The 20,899-nt window shown below is 42.3% G+C and carries 18 protein-coding genes and 1 pseudogene; 6 read left to right on the top strand and 13 right to left on the bottom strand.

Going from position 1 to position 20,899, the window contains the following annotated elements; translation table 11 throughout:
* Positions 1-165: 165 nt before the first annotated feature.
* Both JMX89_RS05390 and ftsY read right to left on the bottom strand, forming a co-directional pair.
* A complete protein-coding gene (locus JMX89_RS05390; RefSeq protein ID WP_201532257.1) occupies positions 166-738 on the bottom strand; it encodes a methylated-DNA--[protein]-cysteine S-methyltransferase in 573 nt (190 codons plus the stop codon).
* 66 nt (positions 739-804) lie between these two features.
* Positions 805-2,238: a signal recognition particle-docking protein FtsY gene (gene ftsY, locus JMX89_RS12935; protein ID WP_320157704.1), complete on the bottom strand. Its 1,434-nt coding sequence runs from the start codon at positions 2,236-2,238 to the stop codon at positions 805-807.
* Between the two features lie 381 nt (positions 2,239-2,619).
* On the opposite strand from ftsY, the gene JMX89_RS05380 reads away from it, so the two are divergent.
* The 3 genes from JMX89_RS05380 (at position 2,620) to JMX89_RS05370 (ending at position 6,130) form a co-directional block, all read left to right on the top strand.
* Positions 2,620-2,772 carry a hypothetical protein gene (locus JMX89_RS05380; RefSeq protein WP_156772646.1) on the top strand — a complete coding sequence of 51 codons (153 nt, stop codon included), beginning with the start codon at positions 2,620-2,622 and terminating at the stop codon, positions 2,770-2,772.
* A gap of 245 nt (positions 2,773-3,017) precedes the next feature.
* Positions 3,018-4,499 carry a M16 family metallopeptidase gene (locus JMX89_RS05375; RefSeq protein WP_201551073.1) on the top strand — a complete coding sequence of 494 codons (1,482 nt, stop codon included), beginning with the start codon at positions 3,018-3,020 and terminating at the stop codon, positions 4,497-4,499.
* Between the two features lie 83 nt (positions 4,500-4,582).
* Complete coding sequence (locus JMX89_RS05370) at positions 4,583-6,130, top strand: M16 family metallopeptidase (RefSeq protein ID WP_201551071.1); 1,548 nt, start codon at positions 4,583-4,585, stop codon at positions 6,128-6,130.
* An 82-nt stretch (positions 6,131-6,212) separates the two neighbouring features.
* On the opposite strand, the gene JMX89_RS05365 is transcribed toward JMX89_RS05370, so the two are convergent.
* On the bottom strand, positions 6,213-7,079 hold the full coding sequence (locus JMX89_RS05365) for a D-Ala-D-Ala carboxypeptidase family metallohydrolase (protein ID WP_020443637.1): 867 nt from the start codon (positions 7,077-7,079) through the stop codon (positions 6,213-6,215).
* Positions 7,080-7,412: 333 nt separating this feature from the next.
* Here JMX89_RS05365 and rodA point away from each other — a divergent pair, with 333 nt between their 5' ends.
* Both rodA and JMX89_RS12965 read left to right on the top strand, forming a co-directional pair.
* Positions 7,413-8,555 (top strand): rod shape-determining protein RodA, encoded by a 1,143-nt coding sequence (gene rodA / locus JMX89_RS05360; RefSeq protein ID WP_011513816.1) that lies wholly within the window; start codon positions 7,413-7,415, stop codon positions 8,553-8,555.
* A 1,291-nt stretch (positions 8,556-9,846) separates the two neighbouring features.
* A pseudogene (locus tag JMX89_RS12965) lies at positions 9,847-10,194 on the top strand (septal ring lytic transglycosylase RlpA family protein); the annotation flags it as partial.
* A gap of 156 nt (positions 10,195-10,350) precedes the next feature.
* Here the strand turns inward: JMX89_RS12965 and radA are convergent.
* From radA to lptA, 3 genes are all read right to left on the bottom strand, one after another.
* Positions 10,351-11,790 (bottom strand): DNA repair protein RadA, encoded by a 1,440-nt coding sequence (gene radA, locus JMX89_RS05350; RefSeq protein WP_201551067.1) that lies wholly within the window; start codon positions 11,788-11,790, stop codon positions 10,351-10,353.
* Positions 11,791-12,059: 269 nt separating this feature from the next.
* Entirely contained in the window at positions 12,060-12,770 is a 711-nt protein-coding gene (gene lptB, locus JMX89_RS05345; RefSeq protein WP_379607833.1) for an LPS export ABC transporter ATP-binding protein, read from the bottom strand.
* Positions 12,771-12,972: 202 nt separating this feature from the next.
* Positions 12,973-13,542: a lipopolysaccharide transport periplasmic protein LptA gene (gene lptA / locus JMX89_RS05340; RefSeq protein WP_413786919.1), complete on the bottom strand. Its 570-nt coding sequence runs from the start codon at positions 13,540-13,542 to the stop codon at positions 12,973-12,975.
* Here lptA and JMX89_RS05335 point away from each other — a divergent pair.
* The gene (locus JMX89_RS05335) at positions 13,541-13,744 is read left to right on the top strand and encodes a hypothetical protein (RefSeq protein WP_201551063.1); all 204 of its coding nucleotides are present in this window, start codon (positions 13,541-13,543) and stop codon (positions 13,742-13,744) included. The genes lptA and JMX89_RS05335 overlap by 2 nt on opposite strands.
* A gap of 8 nt (positions 13,745-13,752) precedes the next feature.
* Here the strand turns inward: JMX89_RS05335 and lptC are convergent, their stop codons facing one another.
* From lptC to tsaE, 7 genes are all read right to left on the bottom strand, one after another.
* Positions 13,753-14,337, bottom strand: a complete 585-nt coding sequence (gene lptC / locus JMX89_RS05330) for an LPS export ABC transporter periplasmic protein LptC (protein ID WP_201551061.1) — start codon at positions 14,335-14,337, stop codon at positions 13,753-13,755.
* A complete protein-coding gene (locus JMX89_RS05325) occupies positions 14,334-14,900 on the bottom strand; it encodes a KdsC family phosphatase (protein WP_201551059.1) in 567 nt (188 codons plus the stop codon). Before JMX89_RS05325 ends, lptC begins: the two co-directional genes overlap by 4 nt.
* Before the next feature lie 39 nt (positions 14,901-14,939).
* Positions 14,940-15,932: a KpsF/GutQ family sugar-phosphate isomerase gene (locus JMX89_RS05320; RefSeq protein ID WP_201551057.1), complete on the bottom strand. Its 993-nt coding sequence runs from the start codon at positions 15,930-15,932 to the stop codon at positions 14,940-14,942.
* A gap of 274 nt (positions 15,933-16,206) precedes the next feature.
* On the bottom strand, positions 16,207-16,758 hold the full coding sequence (gene hfq, locus JMX89_RS05315) for an RNA chaperone Hfq (protein WP_201532264.1): 552 nt from the start codon (positions 16,756-16,758) through the stop codon (positions 16,207-16,209).
* Between the two features lie 455 nt (positions 16,759-17,213).
* Positions 17,214-18,437 carry a tRNA (adenosine(37)-N6)-dimethylallyltransferase MiaA gene (gene miaA / locus JMX89_RS05310; RefSeq protein WP_227673016.1) on the bottom strand — a complete coding sequence of 408 codons (1,224 nt, stop codon included), beginning with the start codon at positions 18,435-18,437 and terminating at the stop codon, positions 17,214-17,216.
* 103 nt (positions 18,438-18,540) lie between these two features.
* Complete coding sequence (mutL, locus tag JMX89_RS05305; protein ID WP_201532266.1) at positions 18,541-20,283, bottom strand: DNA mismatch repair endonuclease MutL; 1,743 nt, start codon at positions 20,281-20,283, stop codon at positions 18,541-18,543.
* 71 nt (positions 20,284-20,354) lie between these two features.
* On the bottom strand, positions 20,355-20,897 hold the full coding sequence (gene tsaE / locus JMX89_RS05300) for a tRNA (adenosine(37)-N6)-threonylcarbamoyltransferase complex ATPase subunit type 1 TsaE (RefSeq protein ID WP_149491725.1): 543 nt from the start codon (positions 20,895-20,897) through the stop codon (positions 20,355-20,357).
* Positions 20,898-20,899 lie beyond the last annotated feature (2 nt).

Below are 20,899 nucleotides of genomic sequence, written 5' to 3'. Positions count from 1 at the left end.
ATAATCTTTTTGAGTGCGCTTAACCTTTACAGTGTCTAACTTGTCCATGAATAAGCTCCTTTTTCGTAAACTTATTTCAGGACGGGACATTTGTATTAAAAAAGCCAAACGTTTTTAGCGTTTGGCTTTTTTGTTCAGCAATATGTGACGAGCAATTACTTCAAACTAAGCTTTGCACGTGACGCCTTCAAGCGCTAACAAATGCGTTTTCTTATCTAAGCCGCCTGTATAACCACCAAGTTTGCCGTCGCTTGCAATAACACGATGACACGGAACAACAATACTAAAAGGGTTTTTACTATTGGCATTCGCAACCGCACGAAAGCCTTTGGGACTATCGATATTTTGTGCCAGCGTTGCATAGCTAATCGTCTTGCCATAACCAATATCTTGTAGTGCTTGCCAAACTCGCTGCTGAAATTTAGTTCCTAGGCTCATATCTAGTGACAAATCGAACGCTTGACGCTCACCGTTAAAATACTCCGCTAATTGTGCTATAGCCTCTATTAATAATGCTTGAGTAGGTTCATTTTTGCTTAGGCTGTCTTTATCTATGAATGTAAAACTCTGATCGTCAATACCATAATGCTTTTTAAGCTTGGGAATAGATTTCGAACTGTGCCAAGAGTCACCTGCCAGCAGCCAATTGACTTCAACCAGCTTAGGACTGCTATGCTCATTGGCACTCGCAATTAATGTTAACTGATTAGATCCAAAAGCGGCTGTGGTGACTATCATGACTACTCCTTTTCAAATCGTTATATTTTCAAGACTTGAGTATTGACTAAAATAAACTGTTGAGCGCTATTCTTTGTCATCAGTTTCAAACAGCGCGGCGACAAATTGTTTTGGACTAAAGGCACGCAGATCATCAATCGACTCACCTACGCCAATATAACGAATAGGCACATCTGTCGTTTCGGCAATATTAAAGACCACACCGCCTTTGGCAGTCCCGTCTAGTTTGGTAATCGTGATTCCGGTTAATGGTACCACTTTATTAAATAATTCCACTTGATTAATGGCATTTTGACCCGTGCCAGCATCAAGCACAATCATGCCTTCATGTGGCGCGCTTGGATCGGCTTTACGCATAACGCGCACGACTTTTTCAAGCTCCGCCATCAGGTGGGTTTTATTTTGCAAGCGCCCTGCCGTATCAGCAATTAACACATCAATATTTTTTGCTTTAGCAGATTGCATGGCATCAAAGATAACTGATGCACTATCAGAGCCATGACCTTGCGCCACAACTGGAATGTTATTGCGTTCGCCCCAGATTTGTAGCTGTTCAGTCGCTGCTGCGCGGAAAGTGTCCCCTGCTGCTAACATCACAGACTTACCCTCGCCTTGCAAACGTTTGGCAAGTTTACCGATAGTCGTCGTTTTACCTACGCCATTCACGCCTACGACTAAAATCACAAAAGGTTTTTTGCTGCTATCAATAATAAGCGGCGCAACTTTCGGCGTTAAGATATCGACCAATTCAGTCTGCAATGCCTTGTATAGTGAATGCGCGTAGATTAAATCACCGCGATCTGTCTGCTCAGTAAGGCTTTTGATAATACGATTGGTTGCATTGACACCAATATCAGCCACCAACAGTTGGTCTTCAACCTCTTCTAATAGCTCATCATCAATCTCTTTGCCACCAATAAGGATACTGACCATCCCTTCGGCTAAGTTCTTACGCGACTTACTTAAACCGGTTTTCATCCGGTTAAACCAGCTGCCTTTTTTGCTGCTTTCTTGTTCTTCTTGCAACGCTTTATTTGCTTGCGACTCTACTGGAATCGTTTGCTGTGGCTCAGAAGACGCTTGATTACTATTACTATTAATGCTACTTGCACTGCTAGGCGCAACGCTTGGCAGATCTCCTAATTGTGCTTGTAAGGGCATAGTAGGGATTTTTGATCCAGAGACAGCTGGTGTTGTCTTCTCTGTTTCATTGGTATTTGCAAAGCTCTCTGAGGTATTGTCTGTATGACTCTGCTTTTGCGTCATGAGGATAGGCGCGCCTAGGGCAATGCTCTCGGCTGCATCGGTGCTTGATACTTGCTTATTGACTGTAGGCGTTACTGGCTCATCACTATTACTTACCTCATTTCTTTCAGGGGCATCGATAATAGGGACAGATTGCACTGGCAGACTGGGTAAGGTAATATCATCGTCATCTAATTCATCAAGTCCGCTGTCAAGATTAATGACCACACGATTGCTATTATTGGGGTTATTCATAAGTTTGCCCTAAAGTTCATCAGTATCAGTAATGTGTTTATGGTAAAACCGGATCTGTATATCGTTGTATTGTCCGTTTTCTATGATTCAATGCAGAGATTATTTTTAGTCTAGTTTAGCATAATTCAAGTTGAGCTCAGCCTTTCGCATCCTAGATTGCTTATAAATGGCAAAAATCATCAAGTGATACAAAAGCACTATTAAACCTTTAGCGTGAAAAAGATGATAAATAAGATCGCTCATTGAGCAAGTTTCGCTTAAGGTTTGGACACATAAATCTGACCTTTGCGATGGCAAACTTCGCCTACTCTTAGCAAAGCTAATTAAATACCTGTTTATACCCTTTATCTCCATGCTTCTTACTTATATTAGGAATGTCTTATGTTGTCTTTATCCAATCATTATAAAAACATTACCCATATCACTGCTGCTTTATTACTGGCGACGATGGCACTATCAGCGACAGGTTGTAACACGACTCAAGAATTCAAGCCGACTGCCAGTGTCATGGTTGGTGCGCACAAATCTTTATGATGGTATAAGTATCAGTACCATGATGAAAATAGATATATAGTCAATTCAATTTAAAAAGAACACAGTACTGCTGGGATAAATTTTACGAAGCCTCTGGAGTGCGAAGCGCACAGCAAGCGAGAGAAATTTATCCCAGCATAATGCTATTCTGAACGTAACTCTTTTATATTGAACTCACTATACGCTCTCATCCATTTATAAGCTGCCCGTTTAAAAGTCTTCCTTTTATATAAGTAGAACATACCATGTCTGTCCCTTTATCTCGAACCACACTCTCTTTACGTCTTGCATCTGCCTTAGCCATGGCGACCACACTTGCCGCTTGTCAAACCAGTACCATTAACGCCAATCCTATGACTGCGGTCAAGCATCCAGTGCCTGAAAATATAGTTACCAAGGACGCTCAGCCATCATCAGCGCTGACTATGGATATCTCTGGTCGCCATGAATATCAGCTGGAAAACGGTCTAAAAATAATCGTCAAAGAAGATCATCGTGCGCCTGTGGTGATGACTCAGATTTGGTATCGGGTTGGCTCAGCTGATGAGCCGGTCAATAAAGGTGGTATCTCGCATGTGCTTGAGCATATGATGTTTAAAGGCACTAGTAACGTTTCAAGCGCTGATTATGAACGCTTAATTGCTAAGTTTGGCGGCGTCAATAATGCCTTTACTAGCTATGATTATACGGGTTATTACGAGCTATTCCCTGCCAACCGTTTTCCTTTAGCACTTGAGCTTGAAGCAGATCGGATGAAAAACTTAGTATTTAATGAAAAAGAGTTTGCTAAAGAGCATCAAGTTGTCATGGAGGAGCGTCGTCAGCGTACTGATGATAATCCACTTGCCAAGGCTTATGAGTCATTTCGTTTGCTGGCCTTGCCAAATAGCCCCAAAGGCGAGTCAGTCATCGGACCTATGAATGAGCTTGAATCGATTACGCTCTCAGACTTAAAAGACTGGTATAAAACATGGTATGCACCAAATAATGCCACCTTGGTTATTGTTGGCGACGTTGAGCCCACTGAAGTCTTAACCCAAGTAAAGCGCTACTTTGGTGAGCTAAAACCGAGTAAGCTGCCAAAACGTTCTGCCGTTAATCAAAAAGGTTTTCGTGGTTATCAGCAAGTAGAATCCGAGCAAGCAGTACAAGTGCCTGTATTGCTTATGGGTTATAACGTGCCAAGTCTTGTGACAACAGATGCAAGCAATGAAAAACAAGCCTATGCACTATCGCTTGCGCAAGACGTATTGGATGGCGGTTTGTCAGCGCGCCTTGAGAGTCGATTGGTACGCGAGCAAGGGCTCCTGACCACAGTGGGTACGTCTTATGATCTATTAGATCGAGGCGACGGGCTATTTTTGATACAAGCGACTCCGCGTGAAGGCGTCAGCTTAGCGCAAGCGCAGCAAGCCATCATCTCTGAAATAGAAAAGCTTAAAACCGATCCAATTGCCACCGATGAAATCGAGCGCGCCAAAACCAATACGGTCACTGGTCTGGTATACGCGCAAGACAGCATGGAAGGTCAAGCGCGTATAATTGGCTCACTACAATCTATCGGTCTCGATGATAGGTTACTTGCTCAGCTACCCACCAAAATGGATACCGTAACGGTTGCAGACATACAAGCAGCTAGTAAAAAGTATTTGGTCAAAGACAATTTGACGGTCATGCATATTATCCCACCTAAAGAGGCAGTCAAAAAGGTCGTTAAGAAAAAATAAGGGTACTGTAATATTGGATAATGTTATCAAATATCATGACTCAAAATACCAATGACTAAAACACTATTAATAAGAAGAAAGATATGACTCAAAATCCTACTCTCCATGCTGAAAAGAATACTGTTCTGGTGTCATCAATAAAGCCAACATTTAAGCGACTACCCTATTTGAGCATGGGGTTATTTTTGGGGCTGACTACTTTGACCATGACCGCGCAGGCTGATGGCATTACTGGTGAGGATTATCGTACTCAGGCATCTGCAGTCGATATTAATGCACCTATTGCTGCGTTGTCTAAGCTGACTAGCCTCGATAATGCTAAGCCTTTAAAAGTTACCGTTCCAAAGATTCAACAGTTTAAGACCAAAGCGGGTGTGCCAGTACTTTTTGTACCGACGACGGCATTACCCATTGTCGACATCGATTTACGTTTTAATGCTGGTAGCGCGCGCGATGGCAGTATCAGTAGCACAGGTTTTGGTATCGCCAATATGACAGCGACTATGCTCGAACAAGGCTCCAAACGTTTAGATGAAAATGAATTTACTCGCGCGGTTGAAACCTTAGGTATCAATCTAGGCAGCAGTGCCTATAAAGATATGTTTACGGTCTCATTACGCAGTTTATCTGACGATAAACATCTATTACCTGCCATCGATTTGATGACCCAAATGCTCACCGAACCAAGTTTTAATGAGCAAATTCTAGCTCGTAATAAAGCCCGTTTATTGGTCGGCTTGCAGCAGCAAAAACAAGACCCAAACAGCCTTGCCAGCCTTGCTTTTGATAAAGCACTCTATGGCGGCCATCCTTATGCTCATCCTTCTGTTGGCACCCTTGAAACAGTACCTAATATCACAAGACAACAGCTGATAGACTTTAAAAATCGCTATCTGGTTGCCGCCAACGCTAGCCTTTCTATGACAGGTAATCTCACTTTAACGCAAGCCAAAAAACTGGCAGAAAACATCACGGCGGGTTTACCTACTGGTCAAGCAGCGCCTATTCTGCCTGAACCAAAACCATTGACGAAGTCTCAGCATATTCATATTCCCTTTCCTAGCACTCAAACGACAGTACTGATGGGGCAACTTGGTGATAAGCGTGCAACGGATCTGCAAGCGCAGCAAAAGCAAACCAGTTTTGCTGTTGGCAACGAGGTGCTCGCAGGGGGCGATTTTAATGCACGACTGATGACGGAAATCAGACAAAACCTTGGCTATACTTATGGTATTTCAGGCTCAATGAGTCCGATGCTGACACGCGGACCATATCAGATAGGTTTTTCGACGCGCAATGACAAGGCTCGTGCCGCCATTGATGCTAGTTTAGACGTTATTAATGACACGTTAAAAAATGGCATTACTAGTACTGAGATGAAGCTGACCACGGATAATTTAAAAAACAGCTTCCCAATGGGTTTTGCCAGTAACGCTGGTATTAATGGTTTGCTTGGTATGATGAATTTTTATCAGCTACCAACAAGCTATCTTAGCAACTATGTCAATCGTATCGAACAAGTCAAATTAGCAGAGGTGAATCAGACCCTGCGTGATACCTTAAAGCCTAATGACTTCTTAATTGTGACCGTTGGTGAGGTCAATCCTTGGGATAAGAAGGCGGCTAAATAGTTAATTTATCTTTCATAGTGCTATAAAAAAGCTCAGCCCATTATATATACGGGCTGAGCTTTTTTCTATCTTAGAATTATCGTCAGTAGCGGCAGGCAGAGCTGCTACTGGCATGATTAAAGCCCCATTTACGATAACCATCGGTATCTAAATGTATAGCACCAGTGGAATATAATCCTAGACCAAAATTGTGCGACTGACCCTGATATTGCCAAAACTCACATAAGCTGTCTTGCATTCGGCTCAGCTGCCATGGACTACTTTCATAATCTGGCACCCAAATATCAATCGCGCCAGCTGTCATATGCTTACTACTACTCGCGCCGCCCGCGCAGTCATTTAATCCGGGACTACGATATACCGAGCGTATCTCACTGTTTGCTGGCAGAATCCCTTGGCTTTTCAGCTGACTGTATAGCTGCAATGTCGGTACAATGTTTGACCACAGCTCTTGAGGAGGCAGCTGATACGGCTCATAGCCACATTTGTCCCAACTGCGAGCGGTGGTCAGTAGCTGTGACAAAGGCGGTACGTTTCGAGCGCCGACACGCGCGCTTAAATAGCGCTGATAGTTTGCTACTTGGCTTGCGCGATAGCTATTACTGTTGAGCCAAGTATTAAAATCCATGCTGATAAAATCATTGTAATTGTTATTACCCGTGCTATAGGTGGTGTTATAACGCGGCGTACTTCTATTGGTAATGACACGTTTGTTCTCTTCTATTGATAAGCTGGCATCAAATTCAAACTCACGCTGCTTTTGCTGAATCAGTCCTTGCATACTATCGCCACTTGATCCGCTTAAAATAGTCACCCCTGCATTATAAGGCGCTCTTTGTGCAGATGGCGTGATATAGGTATTGGCGTTGCTGTTGTTCACGCTGCTACCCTGACGTACTTGGATACGGCGCTCACTATTATCACTAATAATAGCAGCATGGGCACTCATAGTGCTGGCACAAATACAGAGTGCAATAATAGGCTTATGGATTTGCCTGTAAACTTTTTTTGTTATTTCGATCATTGCAACAAACACCGCTAAAAACGTTTTATCGATACTATCAAATTTTAAGCAAGCAAGCTAAACTATCGTCACCAATTGGCAGCGACTTATTCGTTATTAACACTTATCCTCATTATTTTTATATTGACGTTACTTTATTACCGACAAGTTACTTTTTTTATCATCTAATCGGTTAAATGCCCTATAATTATCGATTTTCTTAAGTCTTCTGCTAAATATAGCCCTTCTTCCACGCCAACTGCCAGTCACACTTTGCCTATGTCTTCTAACCCGCAATATCGTTTTTCCCGACAGAGCCACCATTTCGGTCAAGGTCAGACACCGACCTTTTGGCAACGTAGTCATATTGACCCTTGGTTGACCCTTTTATTATTGACCGTTTGTTGTATTGGGCTAACGATTTTATATAGTGCAGCCGCTCAAGATACGAGTATGGTGCTACGACAAATGGTCAGCTATGGTGTCGCTTTTACCGTTATGTTTATCATGGCGCAGATACCACCGAGCCTTTATCGTACTTTTACGCCCATCTTTTATGTATTGGGTCTGATACTACTGGTGTTGGTTGATATTATCGGTGAAGTACGTATGGGGGCGCAGCGCTGGATTAATCTACCAGGATTTGGTAGTGTGCAGCCCTCAGAGTTTATGAAGCTTGGCATGCCTATGATGTGTGCGTGGTTTTTGTCTAAGCGTGATCTGCCCCCTTCACTACCCAGTATTGGCATTACCTTGGCGTTAATTGTGGTGCCAGTCTTATTAATCGCTAAAGAGCCAGATCTTGGCACTTCATTATTAGTTGCTGCTAGCGGTATCTTTGTGCTGTTTTTGGCAGGGCTATCGTGGCAACTGATAGCTGGTGCGGTTGCTTTGTCGATCCCGCTTGTTGCCTTTGCTTGGAATTTTTTGTTACACGACTATCAGCGTACCCGTGTACTCACACTATTCAATCCTGAGGCAGATGTGCAAGGTGCTGGCTGGAATATCATTCAGTCCAAAACTGCTATCGGCTCCGGCGGTCTAACGGGTAAAGGCTATTTAGAGGGTACGCAGTCGCATTTGCATTTCTTACCAGAAGGTCATACCGACTTTATTATCGCGGCTTTCTCTGAAGAGTTTGGCTTGCTTGGTGTCATACTATTGATGTTTATTTATGCATGCTTATTGACCCGCGCCTTATATATCGCCTTTTCTCATCCTGATACTTATAGCCGACTACTAGCAGGCGCGATTGCGATGTCGTTTTTTGTGTATGTCTTTGTCAATGTTGGTATGGTCGGCGGTATTTTACCTGTCGTTGGTGTACCTCTGCCTTTTATCAGTTATGGTGGTACTGCCATTGTTACTTTAATGGCAGGTTTTGGTTTACTGATGTCCATTCATACGCACAAGTCAGACTAAGTATCTCCATTTCTATACCTAAAGAGACAATATTTTAATAATACGGTCTCTTTTTTTATACCCTTTATAAGTCCTATCAAGGTGCAATGAATTTTTCAGAAATTAAGTATTCAATAGCTTATGTCAGTATCTAAAACAGTGAAAATGGCGATGATACATAGATGACTGAATACATAAAGAAAACATAACATAGTATGTTTCAAAATTGAATCGATTAACAAATAACCGCAAAAATTTGACTTAAAATCTAGTTACTAAGTAAGTATACGTAAAGATACAATGTGCAAAAATCTCAGTAAATAAGTTCATTTTTGCACATTTTATTTGTAATCAATTATACATGAACTATTATAAAAACTATAATTTTATTACGCCTTATTCAATCATAAGATTATGATTTAATTACTAATATTTTCAAATACCACCCTTACAAATTGTACCTAATATTCAGTATTTAGGATTGAATACCAGTCTGTTTTATTCCTTGTCTTTTACAATTATTTGCGTTAATCTCGTCTTAGTGTCATTTATACATAACCCGTACAGACCTACTAAGAAAGTTAGCATTTAATTATATTGTCGTTGTAGCTCATCCGTATAGTTAGCAACTTGTAGATTTTAGACTTTCAAAGTCACTACTTAATTAACGGTTTAATAACAAACTCATACGTAAAACTCTCGAAACCCTTTATTAACTTAGCAATGTTAAAAAGGCTGTTTATCGAATATTAGTATCTGATTTTAGTTGTTGATGAATATTTTAATTAAGATGGTTAACTATCATTTGAGCGTGTCATAAGTGGATTATTTACAATCATCAATCCAGTTATGATCATGAATTAAAAATTACCATACGTTAGAACTTATAAAAGCCGAACGATAAAATCAGTCATTATAAAGAAGATAGATTGATATCGGTTTTGGAGTTTGCGGTATTGTTAGATTGGTCTAACATTATCTCGCTCAATCTAAGATGTTTTTAGAGTTAGGTTCTAAGGTATAAGTCATAGAGGTATTTATGAATAAGCGTTTATCTGGTTTACTTACAATGTCAGCGGTACTATTTGCTGGCTCTGCAATCGCTTCTAATGCAAATGCTGTAGAATCAAGAACCTCCCTTGCTATGATCTCGCAAGATAACGCCTCCCATATCGACCGTGTACTTGGTGAACTTAGTCGTCAACATGACGGCGCATCAAGTTTAGTCAAGTCTGCACGCCAACCTGCTTCATTAGCGCTTAGCAGCTCACTGTTAGCCAGTGATACCGCCCAAGTCAGTAATGATGAAGATGTGTTAGAGCGTTTAACAGCTGTTGCCTCTAACTCGGTCAGCAAATTCAAGCAAACCGGTTTAGCTTCTTGGTATGGTCGCCAGTTTCATGGTCGCAAAACCGCCAGTGGCGAAACTTTTGATATGAATGGTTTAACGGCTGCACATCGCTCATTGCCATTAAACTGTTATGTTAGAGTGACCAACAAAACCAATGGTAAAAGCGTCATCGTTAAAGTAAATGATCGTGGTCCGTTCCATGGTAATCGTGTGATGGATTTATCTTATGGTGCTGCCAAAAAACTTGGTATTACTGCTAAAGGTGTCGGTAACGTCGCGATTGAGCGTGTTTCAGGACCTTCTTCTTAAACCATTAACGTTTTAGACCATTCGCGGTTTAAGCCTTTAACGGTTTTGTACAAATATTTTTAGATTTAACTAAGAGCGCCTAACTAATTGATAGTTAGGCGCTTTTTCGTGTCTTAAATTTACAAGGTTTATAGATATAAATATTAGATCAACAAACTATAACTCGAATGCACTCGCAATCGCATCATCAAGACGTTCGACTGCAATGACATTAATGCCTTTGAATTGCGGCGCATCTTTGGCAGGCGCATTGGCTTTAGGAATAATGGCATGCTTAAAACCATGCTTCATGGCTTCTTTTAAACGCTCTTGTCCATTGGGGACAGGACGAATTTCACCCGATAAACCGACTTCACCAAAGACCGCCAATGACGATGGCAAGGCTTTTTCCCTAATGCTGGACGCACAGGCTAATAATACTGCCAAGTCCGACCCAGTTTCTATCACTTTAACACCGCCCACGACGTTGACATACACATCTTGTCCGCTGGTATGAATACCGCCATGGCGATGCATGACTGCCAATAGCATGGACAAGCGCTGAAAGTCTAATCCTAATGCCATGCGCCTTGGTGAGCCTTGAGAATCATCTACCAAGGCTTGTACTTCTACCAATAGCGGTCTTGTGCCTTCTCGGCTGACCATGACTACAGAACCAGCCACGGGCTTATCATAACGGCTCAAAAATATCGCTGACGGGTTAGCGACCTCTTTTAGTCCCATATCTGTCATGCCAAAAATACCTAGCTCATTGACCGCGCCAAAACGGTTTTTGACGGCGCGAATCATGCGAAAACGCGAATCAGATTGTCCTTCAAAGTACAAGACAGTATCGACCATATGCTCAAGAACGCGTGGACCGGCAAGGGTTCCTTCTTTGGTGACATGCCCTACTAAAAACAGCGCCGTACCTGTCTGTTTAGCATAGCGTGTCAAAATAGCTGCTGACTCTCGAATTTGACTGACCCCGCCTGGCGCAGAGTTGATGGCATCGGTATAAATGGTCTGGATAGAGTCAATAATGGCAATCGCCGGTTGCTCTTGCGTTAAAGCCGCGCAAATCGTTTCCACATTGGTTTCTGCAAGGACACGAAGTCTGTCTGCAGGCAAATCTAAGCGCTTTGCTCGCATGGCGACCTGTGCCAATGACTCCTCGCCAGTCACATACAGCGCACTCCCTGCCAGTGAATCAGCTTTTGCCATATTGGTCGCCGTTTGCAATAGAATAGTCGATTTACCGATACCGGGGTCACCGCCAATCAATACCACAGAACCGGCAACCAAACCGCCGCCCAATACGCGATCAAACTCACTGATACCTGTTGGTAAACGAGTATCTAAACCGACGCTCACCGCATTGAGCGGCATCACAGCACTATGCGTGCCCGCATAATTTCCAGCAGGTGCGCCACTTGCATTGCGAGGCGTTGCACGACCGGCATTGGGTTTTGCGGTGTTTTTATTGTGATGTGGCATGCTGACGTTGGGTGCTTCAAGTAAGCTGTTCCACTCGCCGCAATCACTACATTGCCCTGCCCACTTGCCAAAATGAGCGCCGCAAGCTTGACAGACATAACTGGTTTTATTTTTTGCCATAATATAGAAGCCTTATGCAGGTGTTCAAGTCTAAAAGTGAGAGTATATGAAAAGGAATGACGCTTATAAGCGTATTTTTAAAGATAAGAACTAAAGTATAAATATTAAGATAAACAAGCAGTTGCTTTAAGAAGCAATGTTTTATAGAAGGATTTTGCGAACGGCAAAATATACACAACACATGGCGAGGGCTGACTAAGAATGCATAGTAGCGAATCTTATGTCAGCATGGTTAGATAAGGAATCAATCCAGTAATAAGTTAACCAATCTATACCTGAAAGTCTTTACCAAGATACACAGATTTTACCAGCTCATTTTCTAGAACTTCTTCTGAGGTACCCTCAGCAATGATAGCACCCTCTGAGACGATATAAGCTTTTTCACAAATCGCTAAAGTTTCACGGACATTATGGTCAGTGATTAACACGCCAATACCGCGTCGTTTGAGCGCCAAAATAACATCTTTGATATCACCAACAGAGATAGGATCTACACCGGCAAAAGGCTCATCTAATAAGATAAATTTGGGGTCAGCTGCTAGAGCGCGAGCAATCTCGCAACGACGACGCTCACCGCCTGATACGCTCATGCCCAGAGATTTTCGTACATGCTCCAAATGAAAATCATCAATGAGTTTTTCAAGCTCTTGACGCTGCTGGTTACTATTTAAATCTTTACGAGTTTGCAGAATCGCTAAGATATTGTCTTCAATGGATAGCTTACGAAAAATAGAGGCTTCTTGTGGTAAATAACCAATACCGGCACGCGCACGCTCATGCATGGCATATTTGGATAAGTCCATATTTCCCAAGGTGACACGGCCTTTATCCATATTGACCAGTCCAACTACCATATAAAAACTGGTCGTTTTACCTGCACCATTTGGACCTAACAATCCAACCACTTGCCCTTGCTCAACAGAAAATGAGACATCTTTAACAACCCAGCGTTTACCATAGCGCTTACCCAAGTTTTGCATCGATAAACGAGCAACCGGCTCAACATGATCGGTTAGTACTACAGGGTTGTTACTTCTATTATCATTCATAACTTACTCATAACTGACTTATACCTTGCTCATAATATGACAGCATTCCACTTCATGCCAACTGCTCAGATGTTCAGTCGCTTATTTATGTTATTACTGGCTTTATGGGTCTTGGCTTAATTGATTATAACGCTTAGCGTATGCTGCTTTGGCTGTTGCTATTATTAGGCGGGAACACCAATTCCACGCGCTGATTGCCGCCAGCGGTCGCTTCCACATCACCGGCTTTTAAGCTATAGCGGATAACGTTTCCGGCAAAACTTGCGCCATTTTGTACCAATTTTGCATTGCCCGTCAGCGTGACAATACCTGTAACGGCATTGTAGTCAATCTTGTTTGCCTGACCTTTTGCCAGACCTTTTTCTTGCGTCACAACCTGCTGCATCGTCGCTGGACGCCCTGTTGCTACTGCAGAATTGATACTTCGACCCTGTGATAAATTGACCGTAATATTGTCAGCCGTCATCTTAAATGTACCTTGGGTAATAACTACCGCACCGGAGTAGCTTGTAATACCGCTACGCTCACTATAAGTGGCTTTGTCCGCCAATAGTTTGATCGGCTGATTGGCATCTGATGGCAAAGCATGGCTATATAATGGCAGCGCCAACAGCATGACTACTGGCAATGCACGCAATCTATGCGACACTTGAATATAGCGCGTCGATAGCAAGCGTAAAGTAGGCAAAGAATTAGATTTCATGAAAATTACTCGTTTTGTAATGGGTAGTAGAGTTTGCAAACTTCCTGCTATAGTTAAAATATCTCAAAAACGCTACAGTGCTGCTGATATAAATTTTTTGCAGCCTCTGTCGGCTAGCTACAGCAAGCAAGAAAAATTAATATCAGCAGTACTTGATGTATCGATATTACTTTTCCCTGACTATAGATGCTTCACTGAATAATATGCTAATTAGAACAAGGCTTTGTCTTGACGGTCAGCAGGCGTAAAAGAGACCGCCACTTGACCAAATTCATACTCGCCTGTTTCAAGATTGGCTTTCATACTCGATGCTTCAAAACGGTTCATACCTTGTTCAACCTTGACCGGATCATTACTATACACTTGACCTGACTTGGTATTACCTTTCAATGTGGCACCGGTGACCTTAATGGGTTCGACTTCAGGCTTAGCTGTTTTGCCTTCACTGATTAAAGAAAAACCGCCTGATAAACTCAGCTCGCCCGTCTGCTGACTGATAGCCGCTGTACCCGCTTCGATACGATAACGTTGCTCATCTGAAGGCTCCCAGTTCATGGTAATGCCTTTCATCTCATCTTGATTGGTTGCCGGATTGTGCGTTAATGACTCAGCGCTTAGCTCATATTCTGTTTCGCCTTGCTCGTTTGTCTGTACCGCCTTGATATCTGTTGCTTCATAATCGACATCAGAGGTTTCAATATTGACTGGCGGCGTGATTTCCCCTTGCTGCTTAAAAAACCAACCAGCAAGACCAGCTATGATCAAGGTAATGACTATTAAAACACGAGTATTCACGATAAGTCATCCTGATTTTTTACTTCATCAAGCGTATAGTGCGCGATAAAGTCTTGGTAATGTCCATGACCCTTTAAAATGAGATCACATACTTCACGTACGGCGCCTGTACCGCCGACTCGCGTGGTCACCATATCACTGCGATTGATAACCTCCGCATGGGCATTTGGTACAGTAGCCGCGAATCCTACCGTTTGCATGGCTTTGATATCAGGCAAATCATCGCCCATATAGGCGCAATCAGCAGCTGTGATATGAAGCGCCGGATCAAGGCTTGCAAGCAGCTCATTTAACGCCACCAGCTTATCATCACGACCCTGCACAATATAATCTACGCCGATCTCTGTTGCGCGCTTAGCAACCATAGGACTGCTACGACCGGTAATAATTGCGGTCAAAATACCATAACGGGCTAATGACTTGACGCCTACACCATCATAGACAGAAAACGCTTTGGTCTCAATACCATTGGCATCATAGATAATTTGACCGTTTGATAGAATCCCATCAACGTCCATGACCAATAGCTTTACTTGTCCGGCTTTTTTTATTAAGTCTTGCATCAGTCATCTCTTCTATTAATATATACTCTAATATAACGCTTATTTTACACCGGCTTGTAGTAAATCATGTACCGTAATAATGGCTTCTAGACGTAGCTTATCATCGATAATAAGCAACTGACTGATAGCATTTTCATTCATCACACTGAGTGCATCTGAAGCTCGCATAGATTTACTGATACGACGAGGGCTACTTACCATCAGCTCACGCATCGGTGTCTGTAAATCAATGCCTTTTTCCAACCCTCTCCTCAAATCACCATCGGTAAATATACCCACCACCTTTTTTTCATCATCCGTAACTACCGTCATGCCTAATCGCCCAGCTGACATGATAAATAGCGCTTCTTGTAAGGGTGCTTGCTGATTGATGAGTGGTAAATCTTCTAATTTGGTGTGCATCAAATCTTCTACTCGCGTCAATAACTGCCGACCCAGTGCGCCAGCAGGATGCGATAACGCAAAATCTTCTGAGGTAAAATTGCGAGCATGTACCAAGGCAACTGCCAATGCATCACCGAGCGCTAGTGTCGCTGTAGTACTTGAGGTGGGAGCAAGATTTAGCGGGCAAGCTTCTTGCGACTTACCAAGTGTCAATATAATATCCGCAGCATGGGGCAGCATACCGCGTTTATCTCGACTGATACTAATCAGCGGAATATTTAAGTGCTTGACCACAGGCAAAAGCATTTTTATCTCATCTGACTCGCCAGAGTTAGAGATGGCAAGCAACACATCCCCTTTGACCAACATCCCAAGGTCACCATGGCCTGCTTCACCAGGATGCATAAAGAACGATGGCGTACCAGTAGACGCAAATGTCGCCGCTATCTTACGACCAATCAATCCAGACTTACCCATCCCTGTCACAACCACACGGCCTTGACACGCCAAAATGATGTCACAAGCCTGAGCGAATCTATCATCTATTTGCTCGGTCAGTAATGCTAGTGCCGCCTTTTCAGTATTGATGGCATCAATAGCGGTACTAATAAATTGCTCATGGGTTAGATTGCGTTCAGGACTATTCATACAGTGGCTCTATATTTTATTAATTTTTTGTTTGCAATGACTCTATATTTTTGGCTATATATTATTATAATTTGATGAATCATTTTACTATACATTTTATAATACTATGAATCATATTAATAATTATGGTCAATATTAATATGATTCTGTAGGAATACAGCCCTAAGGCTATCGTGGGTGCATTAAAACGTTATTACTTATAAGAATATCAATACAAAAAAACCCACTATAATAGTAGGTCTCAATAGGATATCTCATGTCTTAGTAGGAGGGTCTAAGAGTTACTATCACCAGATTCGTCATTAGGTTTGTTGTCATAACCCACATTCTCTGACGGCGCTTCAAAACCACGATCTTGACCAAAACCACCACGCTCAAAACCGCGCTCTTGACCTTGACCAAAGCTACCGCGCTCAAAGCCGCGCTCTTGGCCTTGACTAAAGCCTCCACGATTAAAGCCACTACGATTGGCAAAACCACGTTCTTCAAAGCCGCCACCAGTAGCTGGATTTGCGCTACCGCCACGCTCAAAACCACCGCTCACACCGCCACTTTGACTCGGATAGCCCATTGGTGCTGCGCCTTGGCTTTGAGTAGTCGCGCTTGGCGTTGTGCTGCTACGAGGATTACGTGCTGGGACGACTGTTGAGATAGCATGCTTATATACCATCTGACTGACGGTATTTTTCAGCAAAACCACATACTGATCGAATGATTCTATTTGACCTTGCAGCTTAATACCGTTCACTAAAAAAATAGAAACAGGAATGCGATCTTTGCGTAGTGAGTTCAAGAACGGATCTTGTAAAGTTTGTCCTTTTGACATGAAATCTCTCCTAAATATTATATAATTATTGTTAGCGCCAATTATTTTAAGGGTTACTGCAATTATAATGGCTAAGGGTAGATACAATAATAAGTTTTATTTATAAAACGTATCTAAATAAGTGCTAAAGCTTGTTAAGTCATTCTACTTTATCGTGAATATGTCGTTATTTTCATAAATTAAGTAACCAAGTGTTGCATGGGTCACCTCTATCACCAAATGTTGATGAATAATCACTAAAAAGCAATCAACGCTTGCAACAGTTAACACTTTCATATAATCAAATTATAACAGTTATATACATTATACTTTGAAACTAATTGTCATTACTTTCGTATCTTTGTATGATGTTATACGGTCATGCTGTGTTTTTATTACTACAGCTCGACCATTAATATTACAGAACACTAATGGTCTGACAAATCTAGATATAGGCAAACGACTGATATCACTCATTAAACCAAATACGCTCTCGCCTGCTCCATAGTGCTAAATGAGTGCAATATTAACTTATTTTTTTGAAAATCTGTCACATCATCAGAGCCAACAATGGATGTCGACGACGCTGTTATTGATCCTATTGCAGGCACTGCTGCCGTATTAGACAGTTGCATCACTTTTCGCAGCCACGTGTATTGGCGCTTTGCTAACTGCCTTGTAGCATATAATGCCTTATTTTGCATTTGCTGACAAGCAAGCGCTTCGGTTTGGGCAGTTGCCATTGGTAGATGCGTCTGAGTTATGCTACTTTGAATCGTGGTATCTTGCTCTTTACTTTCGTTACTTGATGGTTCCGATTGAGCAAAAGCATCATAAAACTGCGCTTTATCCAAATGAGGCTGTTCAAATACAGGGTGATTAGTCTGTACCAAATACTCTAATACTTGTCGATAACCAACACAGCGCATCGAAGGTAAGCTTGGGGTCAGAGGATAATGCTCAAGCAAACTGATAACCTCTGCTACCAATCCTTCACGCCACATGATATCTAATCGCTGCTCAATACGCGTATGTAACCATGGACGGTCTGGCATAACCGCCAAAGCATGCCACTGTTGATTGGGATTATGTGCCAATGCTTGCTTGGGCTGACGCTGCCAGTCACTGATAGGAATGTCAGTTTGCAAATATACTTCAACAGCACGGGTAATACGCTGGGTATCAGTTGCATTAAGGCGCTCATGGCTGATAGCATCAACTTTACCAAGATAATCATATAGCGCACTGATTCCCTCATCTTGGCGCCACTGCTCAACGCGCGCGCGAACACTGTCATCACTATCAGGCACTGGTGAGAGTCCATCAAGCAATGCCATGTAATACATCATCGTACCGCCGACCAACAAGGGTATTTTGCCATTCTGATGACAGCTATCAATTAATCTTGCCACATCATTGACAAACTCAGCGACACTATAGCTTTGCATAGGATCAATGATATCGACCAAATAATGGGGGTATCGTGCCAGCTCAGCAGCATTTGGCTTTGCGGTACCGACCGTCATGTCACGATACACCAATGCTGAATCTACCGAAATCAGCTCATAACGACCGCTATCATAAAGCTCATAAGCCAAAGCGGTCTTACCACTCGCGGTTGGTGCCATCAAGCACACCACGCTATTGTCCGCCAAATTGGGAATCAAGTAAGAAGATAGGCTATCAGACGAAAGTCGCATATACTTGCCTTTGATGGTCATGGTTTTAAGAACAATAAGGTAAATTATTGATAGCTCAGCGATATGTCTTAACTATAGAAAATACCCTATTTTCACAATACCGCTATTTAAGCGCAGATGATAACATCAATGTGACTAATTGTTGACTATCTATAGAGTGGATAGCATATTTGCTCAGTATAGCTTCCATATCTGCTACAAAAGCTCGTGCATCTTGTTCAGACATTTGCATGGTTATCTTCGCCAATTGTTGATTGGTAGTAGTACTATTTAATACTTTGGCGTTGTTATACATAGTGCTGCTAAAGATAGTTGACTCAAACAATACTTTTAATCTTGACTGCCATCTCTCAGCACTAATTAGCGCACACTGCCCTTGATAATAAAATAGCAACCAAGGCAGCGCTTTATCGTCATTGCTATATATAACTGAAGAAGCTACCAGATCAGTGACACTATCTATAACTTCTAAGCAAACTGGTAAAGGTGGTGTGTTTACAGGGTAACTGTTTACAGCATGACGACTGTCTTCTACAGGCTCATCAATATGAAAGTCTTTAATACTTTCGGATAACGACTCATTTTCTGACAGCTGATATGGTTGCTTAAGAGCTTGCACTTGCTGACTTGCCGTTGCATTGTTGGTAGATGATGTTATTGCGTCTAACGCATTAAACGACTTTCTTATGGAAATATTATCATTTGGTGCTCGCTCTTTAGAGCGAACAATTTTCGTGGTATTAAGCCCTCTTAACTTCGCACGAACCGCATGACTTAAATGCGCCATGATATTGTTCAGCGGGCTAATCTTGATACGCTGCTTGGAAGGATGAACATTAACATTGATCCACTGAGTTGGTAACTCAAAATAAAGCGCATAACCCATACCTGCTAGCTGTACACTTTGAACCATTTGACGAAGCTGATTGCTAATTAATGCCTCTTTTACCAATCTGCCATTTACATAAATAAGCTTTGGTAAACTATGGTTGGCATCATAACTTGCCCACAACCAACCGCCAATACTCGCCGGTTGCATAGTGCGTACATTATCAGCATATTCACCATTAGCATGAGTAGCAGAAGAACTTCCAAATTGCTGCGTTAGGCTAGATAAATCAACCGCGACTTCAATTGCCTGCTCTGCAAGTGCCAATCCAGTCGCTTGTTCCAAACGTGATAGCGGCAGATAATTTTCAGTATCTTTATTTATAGTGTTTACCGACAGTGATAGCCGTTTTTTATTATCATGAAAAAGCGTCAGCGCCACATCAGCGCGTGCTAAAGCCACTTCACGGACAATCGTTTCGATATGACTGAACTCAGTCGCGATAGATTTCAAATTACCGCGGCGTGCTGGTACGTTGAAATATAAATCTTTGACTGTAATAGTAGTACCGCGATGATGCACAACGGGTATTAATTTTGGCGTATCGCCTAATATACCGGCAACTTGCAACTGACGACCAATACCGCTGTCATTATGACTACTGGTTAAGGTCAAACGGGAAACAGCAGCCGTCGCTGCCAGTGCTTCCCCGCGAAAACCCAGCGTTGTAATTCCGTGCAAGTGTGCCACATCAGCGACTTTGCTAGTGGCATGACGCGTGACTGCCATGACCATATCATCAGGATGAATCCCAACGCCATTATCAATTACCTCAATCATACCCATGCCACCTTGGGTAATGCGGACCTCGATATCTGTGGCATGAGCATCAATTGCATTTTCCAGTAGCTCTTTGACCACAGCTGCTGGACGCGTCACGACTTCACCCGCTGCTAATTGATTAATAAGCAGCGGCGATAGTTTTTTAATGCGTGTATTGGTGTGGCTATGTAGCATTGATGGGTATCATATATTAAAAATAATAGAGGCAGATTTTAAGGCTTTAAACATCTGTAGCACGATTTGGACTAAAGATTTAGACTGGATAAGTCAAAACCTTGTACTTGTCCTGCCTTTGACAATCGTATTGCAACTTGGCGAGATTCTTTATCATCATTGCTATTACTTTGAATCATATCAATAAACATAGTAGGCGGCGGCAAATAGCTGTGCGCTCGGCTCGCCCACTCAATGATAACCAACGCATTTGGCTCATCCAAATACTCATCAAAGCCAATAAAAGACAGCTCTTCTGGATCTTGTAAACGATATAAGTCAGCATGATAAACAGGTTTAATTGAGCCGTCATTTTGGGTAATACTATAAGGCTCAACCAAGGTATAAGTCGGACTTTTCACCGCTCCTTTATGCCCTAGCGCTTGCAACCAATAGCGAGTTAATGTGGTTTTACCCGCACCCAAATCTCCTGCCAGCCACACACTACCTGTCAGCGGCAAAGCTGCCAATTGCTCAGCCAAACGCTGAGTATCTTTTTCTGAATGCAGCGTCAAAGTCTTCAAATTCTTACCACCACTTATAGCTGCGTCTTCAATCGTTTGATTATTATTCATTA

The organism is Psychrobacter sp. DD43, assembly GCF_904846555.1.
Classification (GTDB): domain Bacteria; phylum Pseudomonadota; class Gammaproteobacteria; order Pseudomonadales; family Moraxellaceae; genus Psychrobacter; species Psychrobacter cryohalolentis.
The sequence above is the reverse complement of the archived record's forward strand: the minus strand, read 5'-3'. Positions and strand labels throughout refer to the sequence as shown.